This window comes from Streptomyces sp. NBC_00872 (assembly GCF_045161915.1).
GTDB lineage: Bacteria > Actinomycetota > Actinomycetes > Streptomycetales > Streptomycetaceae > Streptomyces.
In genome coordinates this window covers 3,741,457-3,758,630 of the sequence record NZ_CP108806.1, presented here as the reverse complement: position 1 = coordinate 3,758,630, position 17,174 = coordinate 3,741,457, and the positions used below count along the sequence as shown (strand labels likewise).

The 17,174-nt window shown below is 68.4% G+C and carries 14 protein-coding genes; 6 read left to right on the top strand and 8 right to left on the bottom strand.

Annotated features, from left to right (window positions below):
- Positions 1–76 precede the first annotated feature (76 nt).
- From OG214_RS15995 to OG214_RS15985, 3 genes are all read right to left on the bottom strand, one after another.
- Positions 77–2,287: a hypothetical protein gene (locus OG214_RS15995; RefSeq protein WP_405985112.1), complete on the bottom strand. Its 2,211-nt coding sequence runs from the start codon at positions 2,285–2,287 to the stop codon at positions 77–79.
- A complete protein-coding gene (locus OG214_RS15990; RefSeq protein ID WP_405985111.1) occupies positions 2,284–3,330 on the bottom strand; it encodes a hypothetical protein in 1,047 nt (348 codons plus the stop codon). Before OG214_RS15990 ends, OG214_RS15995 begins: the two co-directional genes overlap by 4 nt.
- Before the next feature lie 244 nt (positions 3,331–3,574).
- On the bottom strand, positions 3,575–4,291 hold the full coding sequence (locus OG214_RS15985; RefSeq protein ID WP_363085198.1) for a Crp/Fnr family transcriptional regulator: 717 nt from the start codon (positions 4,289–4,291) through the stop codon (positions 3,575–3,577).
- A 373-nt stretch (positions 4,292–4,664) separates the two neighbouring features.
- On the opposite strand from OG214_RS15985, the gene rpsL reads away from it, so the two are divergent.
- From rpsL to tuf, 4 genes are all read left to right on the top strand, one after another.
- Positions 4,665–5,036, top strand: coding sequence for a 30S ribosomal protein S12 (gene rpsL / locus OG214_RS15980; RefSeq protein ID WP_003948652.1), 372 nt, complete (start codon positions 4,665–4,667; stop codon positions 5,034–5,036).
- 2 nt (positions 5,037–5,038) lie between these two features.
- Complete coding sequence (gene rpsG / locus OG214_RS15975) at positions 5,039–5,509, top strand: 30S ribosomal protein S7 (protein ID WP_030742163.1); 471 nt, start codon at positions 5,039–5,041, stop codon at positions 5,507–5,509.
- Positions 5,510–5,547: 38 nt separating this feature from the next.
- Entirely contained in the window at positions 5,548–7,674 is a 2,127-nt protein-coding gene (fusA, locus tag OG214_RS15970) for an elongation factor G (protein ID WP_363085197.1), read from the top strand.
- Positions 7,675–7,827: 153 nt separating this feature from the next.
- Positions 7,828–9,021, top strand: a complete 1,194-nt coding sequence (tuf, locus tag OG214_RS15965; RefSeq protein ID WP_363085196.1) for an elongation factor Tu — start codon at positions 7,828–7,830, stop codon at positions 9,019–9,021.
- Positions 9,022–9,238: 217 nt separating this feature from the next.
- Here tuf and OG214_RS15960 read toward each other — a convergent pair whose 3' ends face one another.
- The 4 genes from OG214_RS15960 to OG214_RS15945 form a co-directional block, all read right to left on the bottom strand.
- Positions 9,239–9,661, bottom strand: coding sequence for a PIN domain-containing protein (locus tag OG214_RS15960; RefSeq protein ID WP_363085195.1), 423 nt, complete (start codon positions 9,659–9,661; stop codon positions 9,239–9,241).
- Positions 9,658–9,921: a type II toxin-antitoxin system VapB family antitoxin gene (locus tag OG214_RS15955; RefSeq protein ID WP_363085194.1), complete on the bottom strand. Its 264-nt coding sequence runs from the start codon at positions 9,919–9,921 to the stop codon at positions 9,658–9,660. Before OG214_RS15955 ends, OG214_RS15960 begins: the two co-directional genes overlap by 4 nt.
- 266 nt (positions 9,922–10,187) lie before the next feature.
- The gene (locus OG214_RS15950; protein ID WP_405985110.1) at positions 10,188–11,504 is read right to left on the bottom strand and encodes a ThuA domain-containing protein; all 1,317 of its coding nucleotides are present in this window, start codon (positions 11,502–11,504) and stop codon (positions 10,188–10,190) included.
- A gap of 1,437 nt (positions 11,505–12,941) precedes the next feature.
- Complete coding sequence (locus tag OG214_RS15945; protein ID WP_405985109.1) at positions 12,942–13,403, bottom strand: ATP-binding protein; 462 nt, start codon at positions 13,401–13,403, stop codon at positions 12,942–12,944.
- Between the two features lie 165 nt (positions 13,404–13,568).
- Here OG214_RS15945 and OG214_RS15940 point away from each other — a divergent pair, with 165 nt between their 5' ends.
- A complete protein-coding gene (locus OG214_RS15940) occupies positions 13,569–14,444 on the top strand; it encodes a helix-turn-helix transcriptional regulator (protein ID WP_405985108.1) in 876 nt (291 codons plus the stop codon).
- Positions 14,441–14,647, top strand: coding sequence for a DUF397 domain-containing protein (locus OG214_RS15935; RefSeq protein ID WP_405985107.1), 207 nt, complete (start codon positions 14,441–14,443; stop codon positions 14,645–14,647). Before OG214_RS15940 ends, OG214_RS15935 begins: the two co-directional genes overlap by 4 nt.
- Before the next feature lie 34 nt (positions 14,648–14,681).
- On the opposite strand, the gene OG214_RS15930 is transcribed toward OG214_RS15935, so the two are convergent.
- A complete protein-coding gene (locus OG214_RS15930; protein ID WP_405985106.1) occupies positions 14,682–16,676 on the bottom strand; it encodes an ATP-binding protein in 1,995 nt (664 codons plus the stop codon).
- Between the last annotated feature and the right edge of the window lie 498 nt (positions 16,677–17,174).

Here is a 17,174-nt window from a genome sequence, read left to right as displayed (position 1 = left end):
TCAACTCCTCGGTGCTCCCGGTCCGCGGCCAGGGCTCCGCCAGGACGGCGGGACCGGCCGCGGACCGGGCCATGGGTCAGCGAGCGGCGTGAGTGGTGTGAGCGGTGTGCGGGGTGAGTGCGGTCAGCAGTCGCGCGGCGGCCTCCGGCGGCGGCCCGCCGTCCGCCCCGCGCACGGTGCGCAGGAGATGGCCGAGCCGCTGCTGATCGGCCGCGGTGAGGATCAGTTCGGGCAGCAGCGCGGTGAGCGCGCTCTCCACATCGGGGCGCCGGTCCGCCGCGCGCACCCAGGCCCGCATCGACTCCAGCGCGTCCCTGGTGTGGGAGAGATCGTTCAAAGCCGTACGCCAGAGCGAGGCGAGATCACGGGTTCCGTCGGGCTCGGCGGGGCCGTTGTCGGCGTACCACTCCAGGAGGCTGTCCTCGTCGACCGTGGCGCAGGACCGGGTGAACGCGGTGAGCGCGAGGGTCCGGACGGCGGGGGAGTCCCGCTGGACGAGCCGTACCAGTTCGGAGAGCATGTCGGCGCGGCGGCCCGCGGACAGCAGCAGGGTCGTGGAGCGGAAGAGATGCTCCATCTCGGCCTCGCTGCTCTCGCCGTCGGCGGCCCGCGCGGCGAGCGCGTCGAGTGCGGGCCCCACCAGTTCGGGACTGACCGGGGCGAGCAGCGCGAAGGCGCGGATGGCCGTCCAGCGGCGGGCGCCGTGCGTGTCCGTGCACCACTGGCCGAGCAGCCGGGGCACGGCGGGCGCCCCGGTGAGATGGGCCAGGGTCAGGGTGTTCGCCGCCATCAGCCGGGCGCCCAGCCCTCGGGAGGTGGCCCAGCCGTCGATCAGCAGCGCGACGGTGGACGGCAGATCCGCCTCCGCGAGCAGCGCGGTCGCGGCGGCGGCCCGGGTCCGTACGAGGGGCCGGCCGTCGCGGGCGAGATCCTTGAGCCACTCCACCAGGGCGGGCCGGGCGGACGGATGGGCGGTCCATACGTCGTTGAGCAGGGTCCGCGCGGTGCGGCTCTCCTCGAATTCGGCCATGTACTGGGGCACCTGGCCCCACTCCGTCTGCTCGTCGCGCTGTTCGCCACGGGCCCGCGCCAGATGCAGCCGGTCGCCGATGGAGGGGCCGAAGACCGGGATCTCGGCGGCCTCGTCGGGGTGGTTGAGCTGCTGGAACCGTACGAAGAGCAGATCGCCCAGCTCGGCGGCGAGGACATAGGGGGCCCGGTCGAACACCGCCAGGGAGATCAGGAACGCCTTGTCCCGCAGGGAGAGCGTGGTGTCGGTGAGCCATTCCCGGCACTGCTGTTCCACCGTGGCCCGGCTGAATTCGGCCAGGGCCGCGCGGGCCCGCTCGCTTCCGTCGTACGCGGCGAGATCCGCCGCGAAGGCGGCCACCTCGGCGAGCCGGTGATGGCCCTGGCCGAGAAAGTCCCGTACGGGCGGGAGGGCGAGCAGCCGCTCCACCTCGTCCGAAGGGGTGGTGGTGTGGGCGGTGCCGGCGACGCGGCGGGTGAGATGGGCCCGCAGGACCTCGGCCGAGGCGGGGGCCTGCCAGGCGTGGGTGGTGACGGCGTGGACATGCGACCGGTCCCGGACGGTGATCACCAGATAGCTGTCGCGCTTGGCGAGCTGCTCGCGTACGGCGCGTACGTGGATGTCGCGCAGCGGTCTGTTGCGGGACAGCGAGAGATCGCACAGCACATGGCCTCCGGCGTCGGCGAGCCCGGCGGCGAGCGACTTCGGATGCGTCTCGGAGTCCAGGTCGCGCACGGTCATGACGCCCAGCCGGTACAGCAGCATCCAGGCGGCGGCGCGGCGGCCGGTCGAGTGGGCACCCGACAGGACGAGGACGCGCTCGGTACGGAGCCGGCCCAGGGCCGCCTCGAAGAACTCCGTGTCGCCCTCGACGAACACCTCGGCGAGGCGGTCGAGTTCGGCGCGGGAGATCTCCCCGGAGGGGTTTTCGGGGCCCAGCCCCGAGGGGCCGTGGTAGTGGTGCTCGGTCTTGCCGCCCATGATCACGTCACGGCCGACCTGTCCGCCGGAGACCCCGTGCTGGGCACCCGCGACATAGGAACCGCCGAACGCGGTGGAGCGCAGCATGAACTCGGGAGCGTGGGCGAAGAGTTCGCGCTGGGCGGCGCGCGCCTCCTGTGCGTGCTCCTCCTCGGGCCGCTCACCGTCCTGGGGCGGCTGTGGCTGCGGCTGGTGCGGGGAGTGCTGATCCGCCGACGCGGCGGGAGGCGGGACGGGACCGTCCGGCCGGCCGGCGGGAGGGGGCTGCGGGATCATGACCGCTCACCCCGGTCCGTGGACGAGCCGACGTCCGGGGACGAGCCGGCGGACGTACCCGTGCCTGCGGACGTGCCTGCGGACGTGCCTGCGCCGTTGGCCGGGCCCGTGCCGTTGGCCGGGCCCGTGCCGTTGGCCGGGCCCGTGCCGTTGGCCGGGCCCGTGCCGTTGGCCGGGCCCGTGGCATTGGCCGGGCCCGTGGTCCCGCCCATGACGACATCCCCGTCGACCCGGCCTCCCGAGACACCGGTCTGATCACCCATGACCAGGCTGCCGCCGAAGGAAGGGGAGCCGCCGAAGAACTGCGGGCCGGGCGCGGGAGCCGCCGGCGGGGCCGCGGCCCCAGGGGCGCCCGTGTTCCCCGTACCGCCCTCGGTGGAAGCCGGCGCCGGGCGGCCCCCTGTACCGCCCGGCGCCGGTCTCCCCCCTTCCGCCCCCCGGCCGCCGGCCCCCGATCCGGTGGCCGCCCCCTTCGGCACCGGCCCGTGCAGCCAGGCCGGCAGCGGGCCGTTCTTGCTGCCGACCGTGACGGGGTGGAAGTCGCTCGCCGGGATACCGGCGTACTCATGGCGCACGATCCCCGCGTGCACCGGCTCGGAGACACAGAGGACGAAGTCGTCGGACCGCTCGCGCAGCGCCTCCCGCAGCAGTTCGGCGTCGAGCAGCCGGCACGCGTGGTTGAGGTCGGAGCCGACCCAGCCGCCATGTCCGTCGATCGCCACATAGCCCGTCGCGAGGACCGCGCGCAGCCGGATCTGGGCCGAGCTGGAGGCCATTCTGTTGGTGGCCCTCAACTGCGCGGGCACCTCGGTCAGCAGGGACCGCAGCAGCCGGGCCACCGAGGCGTTCGCGTCGATCAGCTCCATCACGGCGTCGCCTCGGTCCGCACGTCGCCGCTGGGGCTCGTCGATACCCGCCGCCTCCAGCGTGCGGTCCGCGATGTCGTAGAGCATGCGACGCAGATAGCTCTGCTCCACGTCGTCGCGGTCGCTGTACTTCTCGATGTCGAGCAGCAGAATCGTGCGGCTCACTGGGTCGGTCATGCTGCGCCTCTCGGTGGGATGCCGTGGTGCAGCAGCGTGGTGCCGTGACGCCTCCGGTGGTGAGGGCGGATGACGCACTGGAAGTGTGACCGTGTGCACAGAGTCACCCGAGTGATCCTCGTGCTCGCACAGAGTGACGGTGGAGGACGTGGAAATCGGCGTGACGGAGGACGGCGTGACGGAGGACGGGGTGCGTGGCGGAGGACGGGGTGGCGGAGGACGGCGTGGAGGAGGCCGGGGAGGTCTATGGCGCGCCCGGACCCGAGCGCGCGATCTGCCGGAGCACCTCCGGCCGCAGGATCAGCATCGTCCGCCGGCCCGTGACCACCGCCTGCCGGTCCCGCAAGTCCTTGAGCAGCCGCTGCACCATCTCGCGGGAGGCGCCGACGGACCCGGCCAGCTCCTGTTTGCTGAGCGGTACGGCCAGTTCGATGCCCTCCTCCGTGCGTCGGCCGTGCGTACGCGCCAGATCGAGCAGCAGCACGGCGAAGCGTTCCCGTACGCTCATCGAGCCGAATTCGAGCCGCCGTCTGTCCGCCGCCCTGGTGCGGTCGGCGGTGAGTCCGAGCAATTTCAGCGAAACCTGGGGTGAACCCGCGAGGTATTCACGGAACCGGTCGTGCTCGACCGCGACCGCCTCCACCGGTTCCAGCGCGGTCACCGTGGCCGCCCGTACCCGGCCGGTGAGCGCCGCGGACTCGCCGACGATGTCGCCGGGCCCGCGCAGGGCGAGCAGCGCCTCGTACCCGTTGGCGGCCGATGCCGTCACCTTTGTCCAGCCGCGCAGGATGAGCAGGACATGGGTGGACGGTTCGTGCTGGTGGATGAGGGGCGTACGGGGGACGAAGCGGAGGGCGCTGCCCAGTGCCAGCAGCGATGCCCGGTCCTCACGCTCCAGCCGGGCCAGAAACGGAACACGGTCGTCCAGCCCCGCTTCTTCGGGTAATTCCGATACGGACATGAGCTCCCCCGATCGTCCTGATGAACAGGACAAGCTACTGAAAGTGACGAGTACATGCAGGAAGAACGGCGTGTTTACCCTGGGAAAGCGGGAATCTCGGCGTGGCGTCTTTCCGGCGGCAGTACGGCGTGTCCGGCCCAGGGCATTTGTTTTGACCGGAGTCGATGAGGTAGGTACGCTCAGACCTTGTGCCTGGGGTGTGCCTGGGCTCCTGTGCGTGTCTTCAGCCGCATGGCGAGTTCGAGTATCGGCCACCGTGATCTGCGCCTTCCTCGCCCTCGGCGGGGTCATGCAGCATTCGACACACCCGACCGCGTGGGTCGGAGTCGTTCCAGGTTAGTTGTACTAACGGCACACAGAAACCGGAGAAGTAGTGCCTACGATCCAGCAGCTGGTCCGGAAGGGCCGGCAGGACAAGGTCGAGAAGAACAAGACGCCCGCGCTCGAGGGTTCCCCTCAGCGTCGCGGTGTCTGCACGCGTGTGTTCACGACCACCCCGAAGAAGCCGAACTCGGCCCTCCGGAAGGTCGCGCGTGTGCGTCTGACCTCCGGCATCGAGGTCACGGCCTACATTCCGGGTGAGGGACACAACCTGCAGGAGCACTCCATCGTGCTCGTGCGTGGTGGCCGTGTGAAGGACCTGCCTGGTGTTCGTTACAAGATCATCCGCGGCTCCCTCGACACCCAGGGTGTCAAGAACCGCAAGCAGGCCCGCAGCCGCTACGGCGCCAAGAAGGAGAAGTAAGAATGCCTCGTAAGGGCCCCGCCCCGAAGCGCCCGGTCATCATCGACCCGGTCTACGGTTCTCCTCTTGTCACCTCGCTGATCAACAAGATCCTGCTCAACGGCAAGCGTTCCACCGCCGAGCGGATCGTGTACGGCGCGATGGAAGGTCTCCGCGAGAAGACCGGCAACGACCCGGTCATCACGCTGAAGCGCGCGCTTGAGAACGTCAAGCCCACGCTTGAGGTCAAGTCCCGCCGTGTCGGTGGTGCCACCTACCAGGTGCCGATCGAGGTCAAGCCCGGTCGTGCCGCCACCCTCGCACTCCGCTGGGTCGTGGGTTACTCCCGCGCCCGTCGCGAGAAGACCATGACCGAACGCCTCATGAACGAGCTGCTCGACGCCTCCAACGGTCTGGGCGCCTCGGTCAAGAAGCGTGAGGACACGCACAAGATGGCCGAGTCCAACAAGGCCTTCGCGCACTACCGCTGGTAGTCGCTACCCCCATCGAGACCGAGAGAAGATTGAGCCTCATGGCCACCACTTCGCTTGACCTGGCCAAGGTCCGCAACATCGGGATCATGGCCCACATCGACGCGGGCAAGACGACGACCACCGAGCGCATCCTGTTCTACACCGGTGTGAGCTACAAGATCGGTGAGGTCCACGACGGCGCTGCCACGATGGACTGGATGGAGCAGGAGCAGGAGCGCGGCATCACGATCACGTCCGCCGCGACCACCTGTCACTGGCCGCTCGAGGACGTCGACCACACCATCAACATCATTGACACCCCTGGTCACGTGGACTTCACGGTCGAGGTGGAGCGTTCGCTCCGCGTGCTCGACGGTGCCGTCACCGTGTTCGACGGTGTCGCGGGTGTGGAGCCGCAGTCCGAGACGGTGTGGCGTCAGGCCGACCGTTACGGCGTGCCCCGTATCTGCTTCGTCAACAAGCTCGACCGGACCGGCGCGGAGTTCCACCGCTGCGTCGACATGATCTCGGACCGCCTCGGCGCGACCCCGATCGTCATGCAGCTTCCGATCGGTGCCGAGATGGACTTCAAGGGCGTCGTCGACCTCGTGACGATGAAGGCCTTCGTCTGGTCCGCCGAGGCCGCCAAGGGCGAGATGTACGACGTCGTCGACATCCCGGCCACGCACACCGAGGCGGCCGAGGAGTGGCGCGGCAAGCTGCTTGAGGTCGTCTCCGAGAACGACGACGAGCTGATGGAGCTGTACCTGGAGGGCGTCGAGCCCACCGTGGAGCAGCTCTACGCGGCCATCCGCCGCATCACGATCGCGTCGGGCAAGTCGAACGACACCACCGTCACCCCGGTGTTCTGCGGAACCGCGTTCAAGAACAAGGGCGTTCAGCCCCTGCTCGACGCGGTCGTGCGCTACCTGCCGTCGCCCCTGGACGTCGAGGCCATCGAGGGCCACGACGTCAAGGACGCGGAGCTGGTCGTCAAGCGCAGGCCCTCGGACGACGAGCCGCTGTCGGCGCTGGCGTTCAAGATCATGAGCGACCCGCACCTCGGCAAGCTCACCTTCGTCCGGGTGTACTCCGGCCGTCTGGAGTCCGGCACCGCCGTGCTGAACTCCGTGAAGGGCCGCAAGGAGCGCATCGGCAAGATCTACCGTATGCACGCGAACAAGCGTGAGGAGATCGAGGCGGTGGGCGCCGGCGACATCGTCGCCGTGATGGGCCTGAAGCAGACCACCACCGGTGAGACGCTGTGCGACGAGAAGAACCCGGTGATCCTGGAGTCCATGGACTTCCCGGCGCCGGTGATCGAGGTCGCGATCGAGCCCAAGTCCAAGGGTGACCAGGAGAAGCTGGGTGTCGCCATCCAGCGGCTCGCGGAGGAGGACCCCTCCTTCCAGGTGCACACCAACGAGGAGACCGGCCAGACCGTCATCGGCGGTATGGGCGAGCTTCACCTCGAGGTCCTGGTCGACCGTATGAAGCGCGAGTTCCGCGTCGAGGCGAACGTCGGCAAGCCGCAGGTCGCTTACCGTGAGACGATCCGCAAGGCCGTCGAGCGGGTGGACTACACCCACAAGAAGCAGACCGGTGGTACCGGCCAGTTCGCCAAGGTGCAGATCTCGATCGAGCCGATCGAGGGCGGCGACGCCTCGTACGAGTTCGTGAACAAGGTCACCGGTGGCCGTATCCCGAAGGAGTACATCCCTTCGGTCGACGCGGGTGCGCAGGAAGCCATGCAGTTCGGCATCCTGGCCGGTTACGAGATGACCGGCGTACGTATCACGCTGCTCGACGGTGCGTACCACGAGGTCGACTCCTCCGAGCTGGCGTTCAAGATCGCCGGTTCGCAGGCGTTCAAGGAGGGTGCCCGCAAGGCGTCCCCGGTGCTCCTGGAGCCGATGATGGCCGTCGAGGTCACCACGCCCGAGGACTACATGGGCGATGTCATCGGCGACATCAACTCCCGCCGTGGCCAGATCCAGGCCATGGAGGAGCGGGCCGGCGCCCGGGTCATCAAGGGCCTGGTGCCGCTCTCGGAGATGTTCGGCTATGTCGGAGACCTCCGAAGCAAGACCTCGGGTCGCGCAAGCTACTCGATGCAGTTCGACTCCTACGCCGAGGTTCCGCGGAACGTCGCCGAGGAGATCATCGCGAAGGCCAAGGGCGAGTAACTCTCCCGAGCTCACGCTTTAGGCTTGTCACCGGCAAGCCCTGGGGCATTCCCGCCGGATCACGGAGGGAATGCCCCGGGCCCCGGCATCCCAGCAAAGATCACCTGGCGCCGATGAGTAAGGCGTACAGAACCACTCCACAGGAGGACCCCAGTGGCGAAGGCGAAGTTCGAGCGGACTAAGCCGCACGTCAACATCGGCACCATCGGTCACATCGACCACGGTAAGACGACCCTCACGGCCGCCATTACCAAGGTGCTGCATGACGCGTTCCCGAACCTGAACGAGGCCTCGGCCTTCGACCAGATCGACAAGGCTCCTGAGGAGCGCCAGCGCGGTATCACCATCTCCATCGCGCACGTCGAGTACCAGACCGAGTCGCGTCACTACGCGCACGTCGACTGCCCCGGTCACGCGGACTACATCAAGAACATGATCACGGGTGCGGCGCAGATGGACGGCGCCATCCTCGTGGTCGCCGCCACCGACGGCCCGATGCCGCAGACCAAGGAGCACGTGCTCCTGGCCCGCCAGGTCGGCGTGCCGTACATCGTCGTCGCCCTGAACAAGGCCGACATGGTGGACGACGAGGAGATCCTGGAGCTCGTCGAGCTCGAGGTCCGTGAGCTTCTCTCCGAGTACGAGTTCCCGGGCGACGACCTGCCGGTCGTCAAGGTCTCGGCGCTCAAGGCGCTCGAGGGCGACAAGGAGTGGGGCCAGACGGTCCTCGACCTGATGGCCGCCGTCGACGAGGCGATCCCGCAGCCCGAGCGTGACGTCGACAAGCCGTTCCTGATGCCGATCGAGGACGTCTTCACGATCACCGGTCGTGGCACCGTCGTCACCGGTCGTATCGAGCGTGGTGTCCTCAAGGTCAACGAGACCGTCGACATCGTCGGTATCAAGACCGAGAAGACCACCACCACGGTCACCGGCATCGAGATGTTCCGCAAGCTGCTCGACGAGGGCCAGGCCGGTGAGAACGTCGGTCTGCTCCTCCGTGGCATCAAGCGCGAGGACGTCGAGCGCGGCCAGGTCATCATCAAGCCGGGTTCGGTCACGCCGCACACCAGCTTCGAGGCCCAGGCCTACATCCTGTCGAAGGACGAGGGTGGCCGTCACACCCCCTTCTTCAACAACTACCGCCCGCAGTTCTACTTCCGTACCACGGACGTGACCGGCGTGGTGACCCTCCCCGAGGGCACCGAGATGGTCATGCCGGGCGACAACACCGTCATGACGGTCGAGCTGATCCAGCCCGTCGCCATGGAGGAGGGCCTCAAGTTCGCCATCCGTGAGGGTGGCCGGACCGTCGGCGCCGGCCAGGTCACCAAGATCAACAAGTAGTTCACTGATCTGGACCGACCAGGCCGCTTCCCGGAGAGTCCCTCCGCGGAGCAACCAGGGAGCATCCCAGCAGGGGCCCCGTATCCCGTCCGCGAGGACGGCGGTGCGGGGCCTTTGTGGTGGGTGGGGTGGGGTGGGGTGGGCTTGTGGTAGGTGGGCTTGCGGTGGGGGTACGGGGGCGGCAGAGGGGCCGGGGCGCCCGTGGGGGCGTCGGGTGTCACCCGGGCGGCGTGAGGACGCCCCGTTCCGTCACGTCGGAGAGCACGCGGGCGGCTGTGCGGAAGTCGTTGTCATCGTGGAGTACGACCAGCCCGTGGTGTGCGGCCGTGGCGCAGATCAGCCAGTCGACCGCTGACAGACTCTGGTGCTGTCCCCGTTGGGCGAGTCGGTACTGGGCCGTCTCGATCCAGTCCCAGGCCCGTTTGGGGACCGGGACATCGGGATGGAGATCGGTGAACATCTCGGTCATCTGGTCGTACTCGTCGAGGCTCCGGGCCGACTGCCGGAATTCCGTGCGCTGTGGGGCGCACGATCCGATGGCTCCCTCGTCGAGCTCGTGGCCCCACAGGTCGTTCAGCTTGCGGTCGCGCTGGATGCGCCATACGGCCGTGGAGTCGGCCAGGTAGCGGACGGCGGTCATGCGGCGCTGCTCCGCGAGGCTTGCCCTTCCGGGCCGGCCCCTTCCGAGGCGGCTTTCTCGGCCGCGTGTCGTCGCTGGAAGCTCTCCTCATCCCAGAGCTGCGCGTTCTCCAGGTGGCGCAGCCGCCTCTCGGTGCGCTGACGTCGTTCGGCGTACTCGCGCAGGGCGATGTTGACCGTTTCTTTCTTCGTCTTGGCTCCGGACAGCCTCATCGCTTCGGAGAGAGCCTCGTCATCGATGTCGATCTGGGTCGCGGACATACCGCACCTCCGAGAAGTTGGTCTCATACAAAGCTAGCGCATGCTTCATACAAAGCGGACGGAAGCAGAGGGCACCGGCTGACCAGCCACGGCACGGAAAGGCCCTCCAGTGGTGCGGATCACTCACCTGGGTGATCCGCACCACTGGAGGGCCGGGGTGGCTGCTCGGGGCCGGGGCCGGGGCCGGGGCGGGGCGGGGGCGGGGCGGGGGCGGGGCGGGGGCGCGGGTCGTTCGGGGGTTGGGCAGGTGTGGGGTCAGGTGGGGGTCAGGGCTGCTGGACCAGTTGGAAGGACTGGGCCGCCGAGCCGTTGCAGGGGCGCTGGATGAGCTGGGTGCCGGAGGCGGCGGTGTCCGGGGCGCTCAGGCACTTGCCGCTGTGCCGGGCCGTGAAGTGGTAGCGGCCCGAGCTCTCCGCCACGGCCTGCCACTGCTGGTTCAGGCCGCCGGTGTAGTTCCAGAGCTGGATCGGGGCGTTGTCGGCGGTCGAGACATCGGTGACGTCGACGGCCTGCTGGGCGTTGGCGCGCGGACCGATACGGGAGAAGCCGCTGTCCGTGGCGCGGATCTGGTACTGCTGGGCCAGGGTGCTGTTGCAGGTGTACTGCTGGATCGCCGTGCCGTTCGCGGTCGCCGCGGCGCGGGCGTCCAGGCACAGGTTGTTGCCGGCGTTCACCAGCGAGTACCAGGCGGACTCGTTGATCGGCCCCTGCGGCGGCGTCGGGTCACCGCCCTCACCCGTACCGAGCCACTTGAGGCTGTCCAGGATGAAACGGTTCTGGGTCGCGCTGCCGAAGGTGGAGGAGAGCGTCTGGCCCGTGCTGTAGTTCATGGCGTTGTGCCCGAAGTTGGCGTAGATCATCTTGTAGCCGGTGTTGGTCCACATGATCGGGTAATAGCCGCTGTACCAGGACTGGTTGGGGTCCGTACCGAGCGGGAAGCTCACCGGGTCGACCGACGACAGGATCTTGATGTTCGAGCGGGTCCTGAGGTCGTTGGACCAGCTGTACCACTCGCTGACCGACGAGGTGAACGTCCCGGGCAGCCCCACGGTCGTGGGGTGCGCACGGTCCTCGACCTTGAGCGTCGCGGTCGTCGGACCCCAGGTGTTCGACCGGAAGTTGCCGGAGCCGAGGAAGTCGTTGTAGTACCAGGACCAGCCGCCCGCGTCGGTGGTGAACGCGGAGACATGGAAGCCCATCCAGGCCCCGCCACTGCGCATGTACCGCTCGAAGCCCGACCGCTGCGCGGCCGTCTGCGGCGCGTCGTCGAGGAAGAGCACCACCTGGTACTGGTCCTTGGTGATGTTCGTGAGCTGGTTCCAGTTGTTGGTCGCCGTGTACGAGAAGTTGTTGGCGGCGGCCTGCTGGGGGAACCAGGTGTTGGCTTCCCGTACGAAGCTGATGTGGGCGTCGTCCCAGGTGCCGTTGTAGAACGCCAATATCTTGAACGGCGCGGCGGCGTTCGCCTTCTGAATGGCCCCATGGGCGGCGGGAGCGGCGGTCAGGCCGAGGAGTACGGCGAGCAACGCGAGGAGCCGGATACCGGCGCTCCTCAGGCGACCTCTGTCTCTGGTCGTGGTCATCGCGGGGACGATCCCTTCTTCTGCCAACAAGTGGGGGGTGCGTGGACCGCCTGCGGGGTGCGCGTGCGTGTGCGTGTCGTGCGTGTCGCGTGTGTCGCTTCTGTCATGTATATGACACGCGTTCACGCGGGTGGCCCGCTCGTGATTTAAGAAGTGAACTCACGCCACGTCAAGGTGTTGGTATGGACCAATGTCCTGGGGGTGGGGGAGGGGTGGGGTGGGATGGGGGGGAGAGGGTGGGTGGTGGGTGTGCGCGGGAGTGGAGTGGGGTGGTGGCGCGTCGGTGTGGCGTCGGAGGGTCTTTTGTTGGCTGGGGTTCAGTCCCGTGTCTGGGGTGGGGTGGCTGTCTTCTGGTCCAGACCGAGGGGTAGTCGGGGTGGGCCGGTAGGTCCCGTGCCACGTGGGGGCCGCCCCTCTGGGTTTGAGTTTCGCGATTCCGGGCCGGGCGTCAAGGGCGCTCCTGCGTCGCGTCGCTGCGCGATGACCTCCGGTCACCCTTGACCCCCGCCCCTCCATCGCAAGTGCGGGTGATGGGAGGGGCGGCCCGGGGGAAGGGGTCCCCGGGGGGCTGAGTTGGGGGTGTCTGTTTCCTTCCCGGCCTCGGGTTGGTGGGCCCTGCGGGGCTGCGCGGCAGTGGAATGGGGCGGCCCGGCACCGGCTCAGCGACTGGCTGTCCATTGCTTGTTGAGGTTCAGTCCCGTGTCTGAGATCCGTGATCACGTGGCACCTCAAGCGCGAGGCGGACGAGCTCGCGCCCTCGTCGGCCCGGACGGGCCCGTATGTCCGCCCTTTTCGCCGGTCGGGGACGTGATAGGACGCTTCCCGCGTCACTAGGACGCAAGAGACGTCCGAAGGGCGTTGCGGGACCCATCGCCGCGCCATTCCCGGGGAAAGAGGTCTAACAGCCCGACCGATGCCCCATATGCCCACTTTTGGAAGGGGGTTGGGGAGTGCCTTGAGGCGGTCGTGTGTCCTCAGTTGCGTTAGGCGGGTCCCAGAGCGCAAACAGGTCCCCAACCGGCCCACTCGCACCCGCCACGGACACGCCCGCCCCACCAACCACCCAGCCCAGACACGGGACTGAACCCCAACCAACAGACGGCCGTCCGACGCTAAGCCAGGCCCAGAAGCCCCATTCCACTGCTGCGCAGACCACCCACCGGGCCGCAGGCCGGGGAGGAAACCAGCACCCTCAACGGATCTCCCCGGGGACCCCTTCCCCCGGGCCGCCCCTCCCGCCTGTCCGCACTTGCGATGGAGGGGCGGGGGTCAAGGGTGACCGGAGGTCATCGCGCAGCGACGCGACGCAGGAGCGCCCTTGACGCCCGGCCCGGAATCGCGAAACTCAAAGCCTGAGGGGCGGCCCCCGCGTGGCACGGGACCTACCGGCCCACCCCGACTACCCCTCGGTCCTGACCCGCAGTGGCCCCATCCGCATTACGGCCCGACTGCGGCCCCGCCGGCTCCCGTTCCCAGTTCTGCCCAGACCGTCTTGTGGGCGCCTGGCCTGCTCGTAATGCCCCAGCGGTCCGCCAGTGCGTCGACCAGTTGCAGTCCACGCCCGCCCTCGCTGTCCAGCGGGGCGCCCGTTCGTACGGTCGGCATTTGCCCCGGACGGGTGTCGGTCACCTCGATACGGAGCGTGTCCTCCGTCGCGAGGGTGAGAGCGAGCCGGAAGTCCCGTCCGGGGGCGCTTCCGTGCAGCGCGGCGTTCGACGCCAGTTCGGCCACGACGAGCGCCGCCGTCTCGAAGGGCATCTCCCACGAGCGCAGTCGCTCCACCGTGAGCAGCCGCGCGAGCCGGGCGCCCCGGCGGGTCGAGGACAGGCGGACGCAGAACTTCCGGGCTGGGAGCGTCGATTGGGCCGAAGGGTAGCGATCACTATTTTCGAGATTCACATCACACAGCGTGGCCGGGTCTGCGTAGGCTGAAAAGTGACGACGCCCATACGGACGGTGACCGTCCTGTTGTGGCGCGGATCCCGGCGGCGCTTGTCAGGGCTGTACACCGTGACCTCTCGCGGGCGTCGGCGGTAGGACGACGAGCCGGTCGGAGGGCCCACGGTGAGTATCGACAGCGGTAGTACGGACTACACGACGGACGGCGCGGACGAGCCCGACTGGGAACCCGAAGGCGGCGACGACTCCGGCGCGGTGATCGCGGCGGTCGCCCGGCAGATCAAGCTCTGGCGCGAGGCGGCGGGGCTGAAGCAGGCGGAGTTCGGCACGGCGGTCGGCTACGGCGAGAACCAGATCTACAAGCTGGAGGCCGGCAAGCGCATCCCCAGGCCGGAGTTCCTGGACCGCGCGGACGAGGTGCTGGGCGCGGGCGGAAAGCTCTCCGCGATGAAGAAGGACGTGCAGGAGGCCCGCTACCCGAAGAAGGTCCGCGATCTGGCCAAGCTGGAAGCGGAGGCTGTTGAGATCGGGGCCTACCTCAACCACAACATCCATGGTCTGTTGCAGACCGAGGAGTACACGAGAGCGCTGTTCGACGTCCGGCGCCCGGCCCTCTCCCCGGACGATCAGGACCGGTATGTCTCCGCCCGTCTCGCACGGCAGGAGATCTTCGACCGCTCACCGCTGGTCACGCTCACCTTTGTCCTGGAAGAGGTCACTCTCCGGCGGCCCATCGGGGGCAGAATGGTGCTGCGTCGGCAGCTCGAACACCTGCTGGAGATGGCCCGGTTGAGGCATGTCGAGATCCAGGTGATGCCGACGGACCGCGAGGACCACGCCGGAATGGGTGGTGAACTCCAAGTGCTGAAGCTCAGGGACGGCTCGGCGGTGGGATACGTGGCGGGGCAGCTCACCACCCGTCTGCTCTCCGACCCGAGAGAGGCCCAGGTTCTTGACCTTCGGTATGGAATCATCCGATCGCAGGCTCTCAACCCACGGGAGTCGCTGGCCTTCATCGAGAAAGTGCTGGGGGAGACATGATCCGCGACTTCTCTGCCGGGAACGCTTCCGGGCTGGAGTGGTTCAAGAGCAGCTACAGCGGCAGCAATGACAACGACTGCGTGGAAGTCGCGTCCACACCCCACACCGTCCTCGTCCGCGACTCCAAGAACCCCCACCGCCCCCACCTCGCCCTCACCCCCACCGCCTGGGCCGACTTCGTCAGCTACGCCACCGAGCGCTGACCCCCGATCCGGGGCCCGTGCCGCCCCCGCCCCGCTAAGGAGCCACCGTGTCCACTCCCGGTCGCGGGTTCTCCGTGCGGGGCGCCGGCAGCGTGCCGTCGCCGATCAGGCCCGCCACCGCGTCCGTGTGCTCGCGGGTCAGATAGTCCATCGCGTGCTCGGTCGTGGACTGGTATTCCAGCTGCTCGCCGTAGAAACGCAGTCGCTCCTGGCAGTCCTCGATGATCTCGCCCCAGGTGCGCACCCAGATCCGGAACGTGGGCTGGGAGACGGCACATCCGGGAACCCGGTCCTGCTGGCGGGCCAGCTGGCGGAGGCTGTCGTCCATGGTGTTGCCCACCAGCCAGAAGTCCCAGGTCACCCGGGGCTCACTGAACCTGCTGTCCGACATGACCGCGTGTGCGTAGCTGTTCACCTGCGCGAACTCCGTCATGCCCAGGACGACGTTCGACCTCTTCAGTTCGACCACGAGGTGGTGTCTCTCGGCCTTCCGATGACGGGCCGCGCGGGACAGCATCAGATCAACGCGCCCCGGCCGCCCGTCCTCCCGAAGGACAGGGCCGGGTGTGGGAGTCTCGCGCCCGAGCAGTCGGCAGTGCTGCTTCAGCACCGTGGTGAGACTCCGGTCGCTCACATGCAGTCCGTATTCCTCACCGAAGACCCAGCACTCCTCCTCCAGGATGCGGTGCAGTTCATCCCGCTCCTTCACCCGCTCCCTCGCCTCCGGCTCGAACACCAGATGCTCCAGCGCCGCCAGGAAGTCCAGACGGTTCGCCGCCGCCGTCGACGCCTTGATGAGGGATGACAGGGGGGTCCGGTCGAGCAGTCGGCTCAGTTCCTCCTGCTCCTGCTTCGAGAGCGCGAACAGCTCCTCCGCGATACGGAGTACATCGCCCGGCTCGTGCGCCAGGACGGAGCGCAGGAGCGCGAAGGACACCTTCTGCGCCCGCTTGCTCGCGGGCAGATGCCGGAAGACCGCGGTCGCCACGATGTCGAAGGTCTCGCGTTCCGCCCGCGCCGGGTCGCTCGCGGGCTCGCCCGTGTACGGGTACAGGCCCTCGGCGCGCCATTCGTCGACGAGTTCCCTGCGGCGCTGGTCGGCGCGGCAGCGGAAGTGCGTGCGCAACTGCTCACGGGCCGCGGCCACCAGGTCGGCGGCCAGTCCTTCCGGCATCCAGTCGGTGAAGGAGAGTTCGCCGGCCGCGTCGTCCTCGAACCCGGGCCAGGAGAGATACGCCGTGAAGTGGAAGCCCGGTGCCTGGATCTCCGCTTTGAGATGCGCCAGCGACATGCCCCGGCCGTCGCACAGGATCAGCGCCCTGGAGATCGGCCGTGACCATTCGATGATCTTGAGCTGCGCCGGTGGGTGCGTGCTCTCCGGCGGAGACGGAACCTCGTACGAATCGACGCGGAGCTGCTCGGACGACGGGTCGAGCAGCTGGCCGTCATAGGTGATCCGGATGTCGGGGTACGCCTCCAGGTGCAGGGCGAAGGCGGCGGTCAGAGTGGACATCACCGTCCCTTCGGTCAGTTTCTGGAGTTCGTCGCCGCCGAGCGCCTCGAAGACCGTGCCCGTCGGTCCTTCGACCGGCTCGGGTTCGCTGACGTCGAACTCGTCCATCGAGCCCCGGTCCGATTCGATGACCACGCGCCGCGGGCCCTCGGGGCCTTCGCTCACGCTGATCCAGCGCACCTCGCTGCCGAGCGCGAACGCGCGCACCCGGCCCCGGCCGTTCTTCCCGTGCAGCGTCCGCTTCTTGACCAGGCTGTTCTGCGCGCGTTTCTTCCAGGAGACGCCAATGTGCCGGAAGTACTCGTCGCAGCGGTCGGCGGCGATACCTGTGCCGTCGTCGGTGATGACCACCCGGTCGACTCCACCGAGATCACTGCGCACCAGCGCGACATCGACCCGCTCGGCGTCCGCGTCCAGCGCGTTCCAGACCAGTTCCTCGACCGCCCCCACGGGGTTGCGCAGCCGTGCCAGCTCCGCGACGTGCTCCCTGCCGATCGTCAGCCGCAGTCTCACCATGAGCCCGAGACCCTTCCGGACGTTCCACGGAGTGCGCCCCCGTGGACGTCACCTGTACGAATGTGTCACCCGTACTACTCGGGCCACGCGCCGAAGGTCACGCTACGCGGAAGAAACATCACAGGAGGTTGCGACGGCATCCGGGTGGCCTGGGTATGTGTCGGCGATCCGCCCGTGGGGTACCCTTTCGGGCCCGATTGGCCAGGGCCAAGTCGCCTATGGCACACTAGCCAGGTTGCTCGGTTGAGTGCCGATGCTGCGCGCCTCCCGCCGGGAGGACCGGAAGCGAGTCCCACAGTACTCGTCGTCCCAACTGCCTTATGGGCAGCGCTGGGACGGACGTACGGGAATCTTCCGGGAAGTGTCAGCGGGGCTCCGGCCAGGCGCCCGGTGGCCAATGCTTCATATGCGGCCTGCGACCGGCTCGCGGACTTGGGCCGCACCCCCTTGGTCGGGAAATCCTTCGGGAGATTTTCGTGGAGGGGATGCGACACGCCC

Coding starts and splice junctions, on each gene's coding strand:
- OG214_RS15995 (WP_405985112.1), bottom strand. CDS start 2,287: ATGATCCCGCAGCCCCCTCCCGCCGGCCGGCCGGACGGTCCCGTCCCG.
- OG214_RS15990 (WP_405985111.1), bottom strand. CDS start 3,330: ATGACCGACCCAGTGAGCCGCACGATTCTGCTGCTCGACATCGAGAAG.
- OG214_RS15985 (WP_363085198.1), bottom strand. CDS start 4,291: ATGTCCGTATCGGAATTACCCGAAGAAGCGGGGCTGGACGACCGTGTT.
- rpsG (WP_030742163.1), top strand. CDS start 5,039: ATGCCTCGTAAGGGCCCCGCCCCGAAGCGCCCGGTCATCATCGACCCG.
- fusA (WP_363085197.1), top strand. CDS start 5,548: ATGGCCACCACTTCGCTTGACCTGGCCAAGGTCCGCAACATCGGGATC.
- OG214_RS15960 (WP_363085195.1), bottom strand. CDS start 9,661: ATGACCGCCGTCCGCTACCTGGCCGACTCCACGGCCGTATGGCGCATC.
- OG214_RS15955 (WP_363085194.1), bottom strand. CDS start 9,921: ATGTCCGCGACCCAGATCGACATCGATGACGAGGCTCTCTCCGAAGCG.
- OG214_RS15950 (WP_405985110.1), bottom strand. CDS start 11,504: ATGACCACGACCAGAGACAGAGGTCGCCTGAGGAGCGCCGGTATCCGG.
- OG214_RS15935 (WP_405985107.1), top strand. CDS start 14,441: ATGATCCGCGACTTCTCTGCCGGGAACGCTTCCGGGCTGGAGTGGTTC.
- OG214_RS15930 (WP_405985106.1), bottom strand. CDS start 16,676: ATGGTGAGACTGCGGCTGACGATCGGCAGGGAGCACGTCGCGGAGCTG.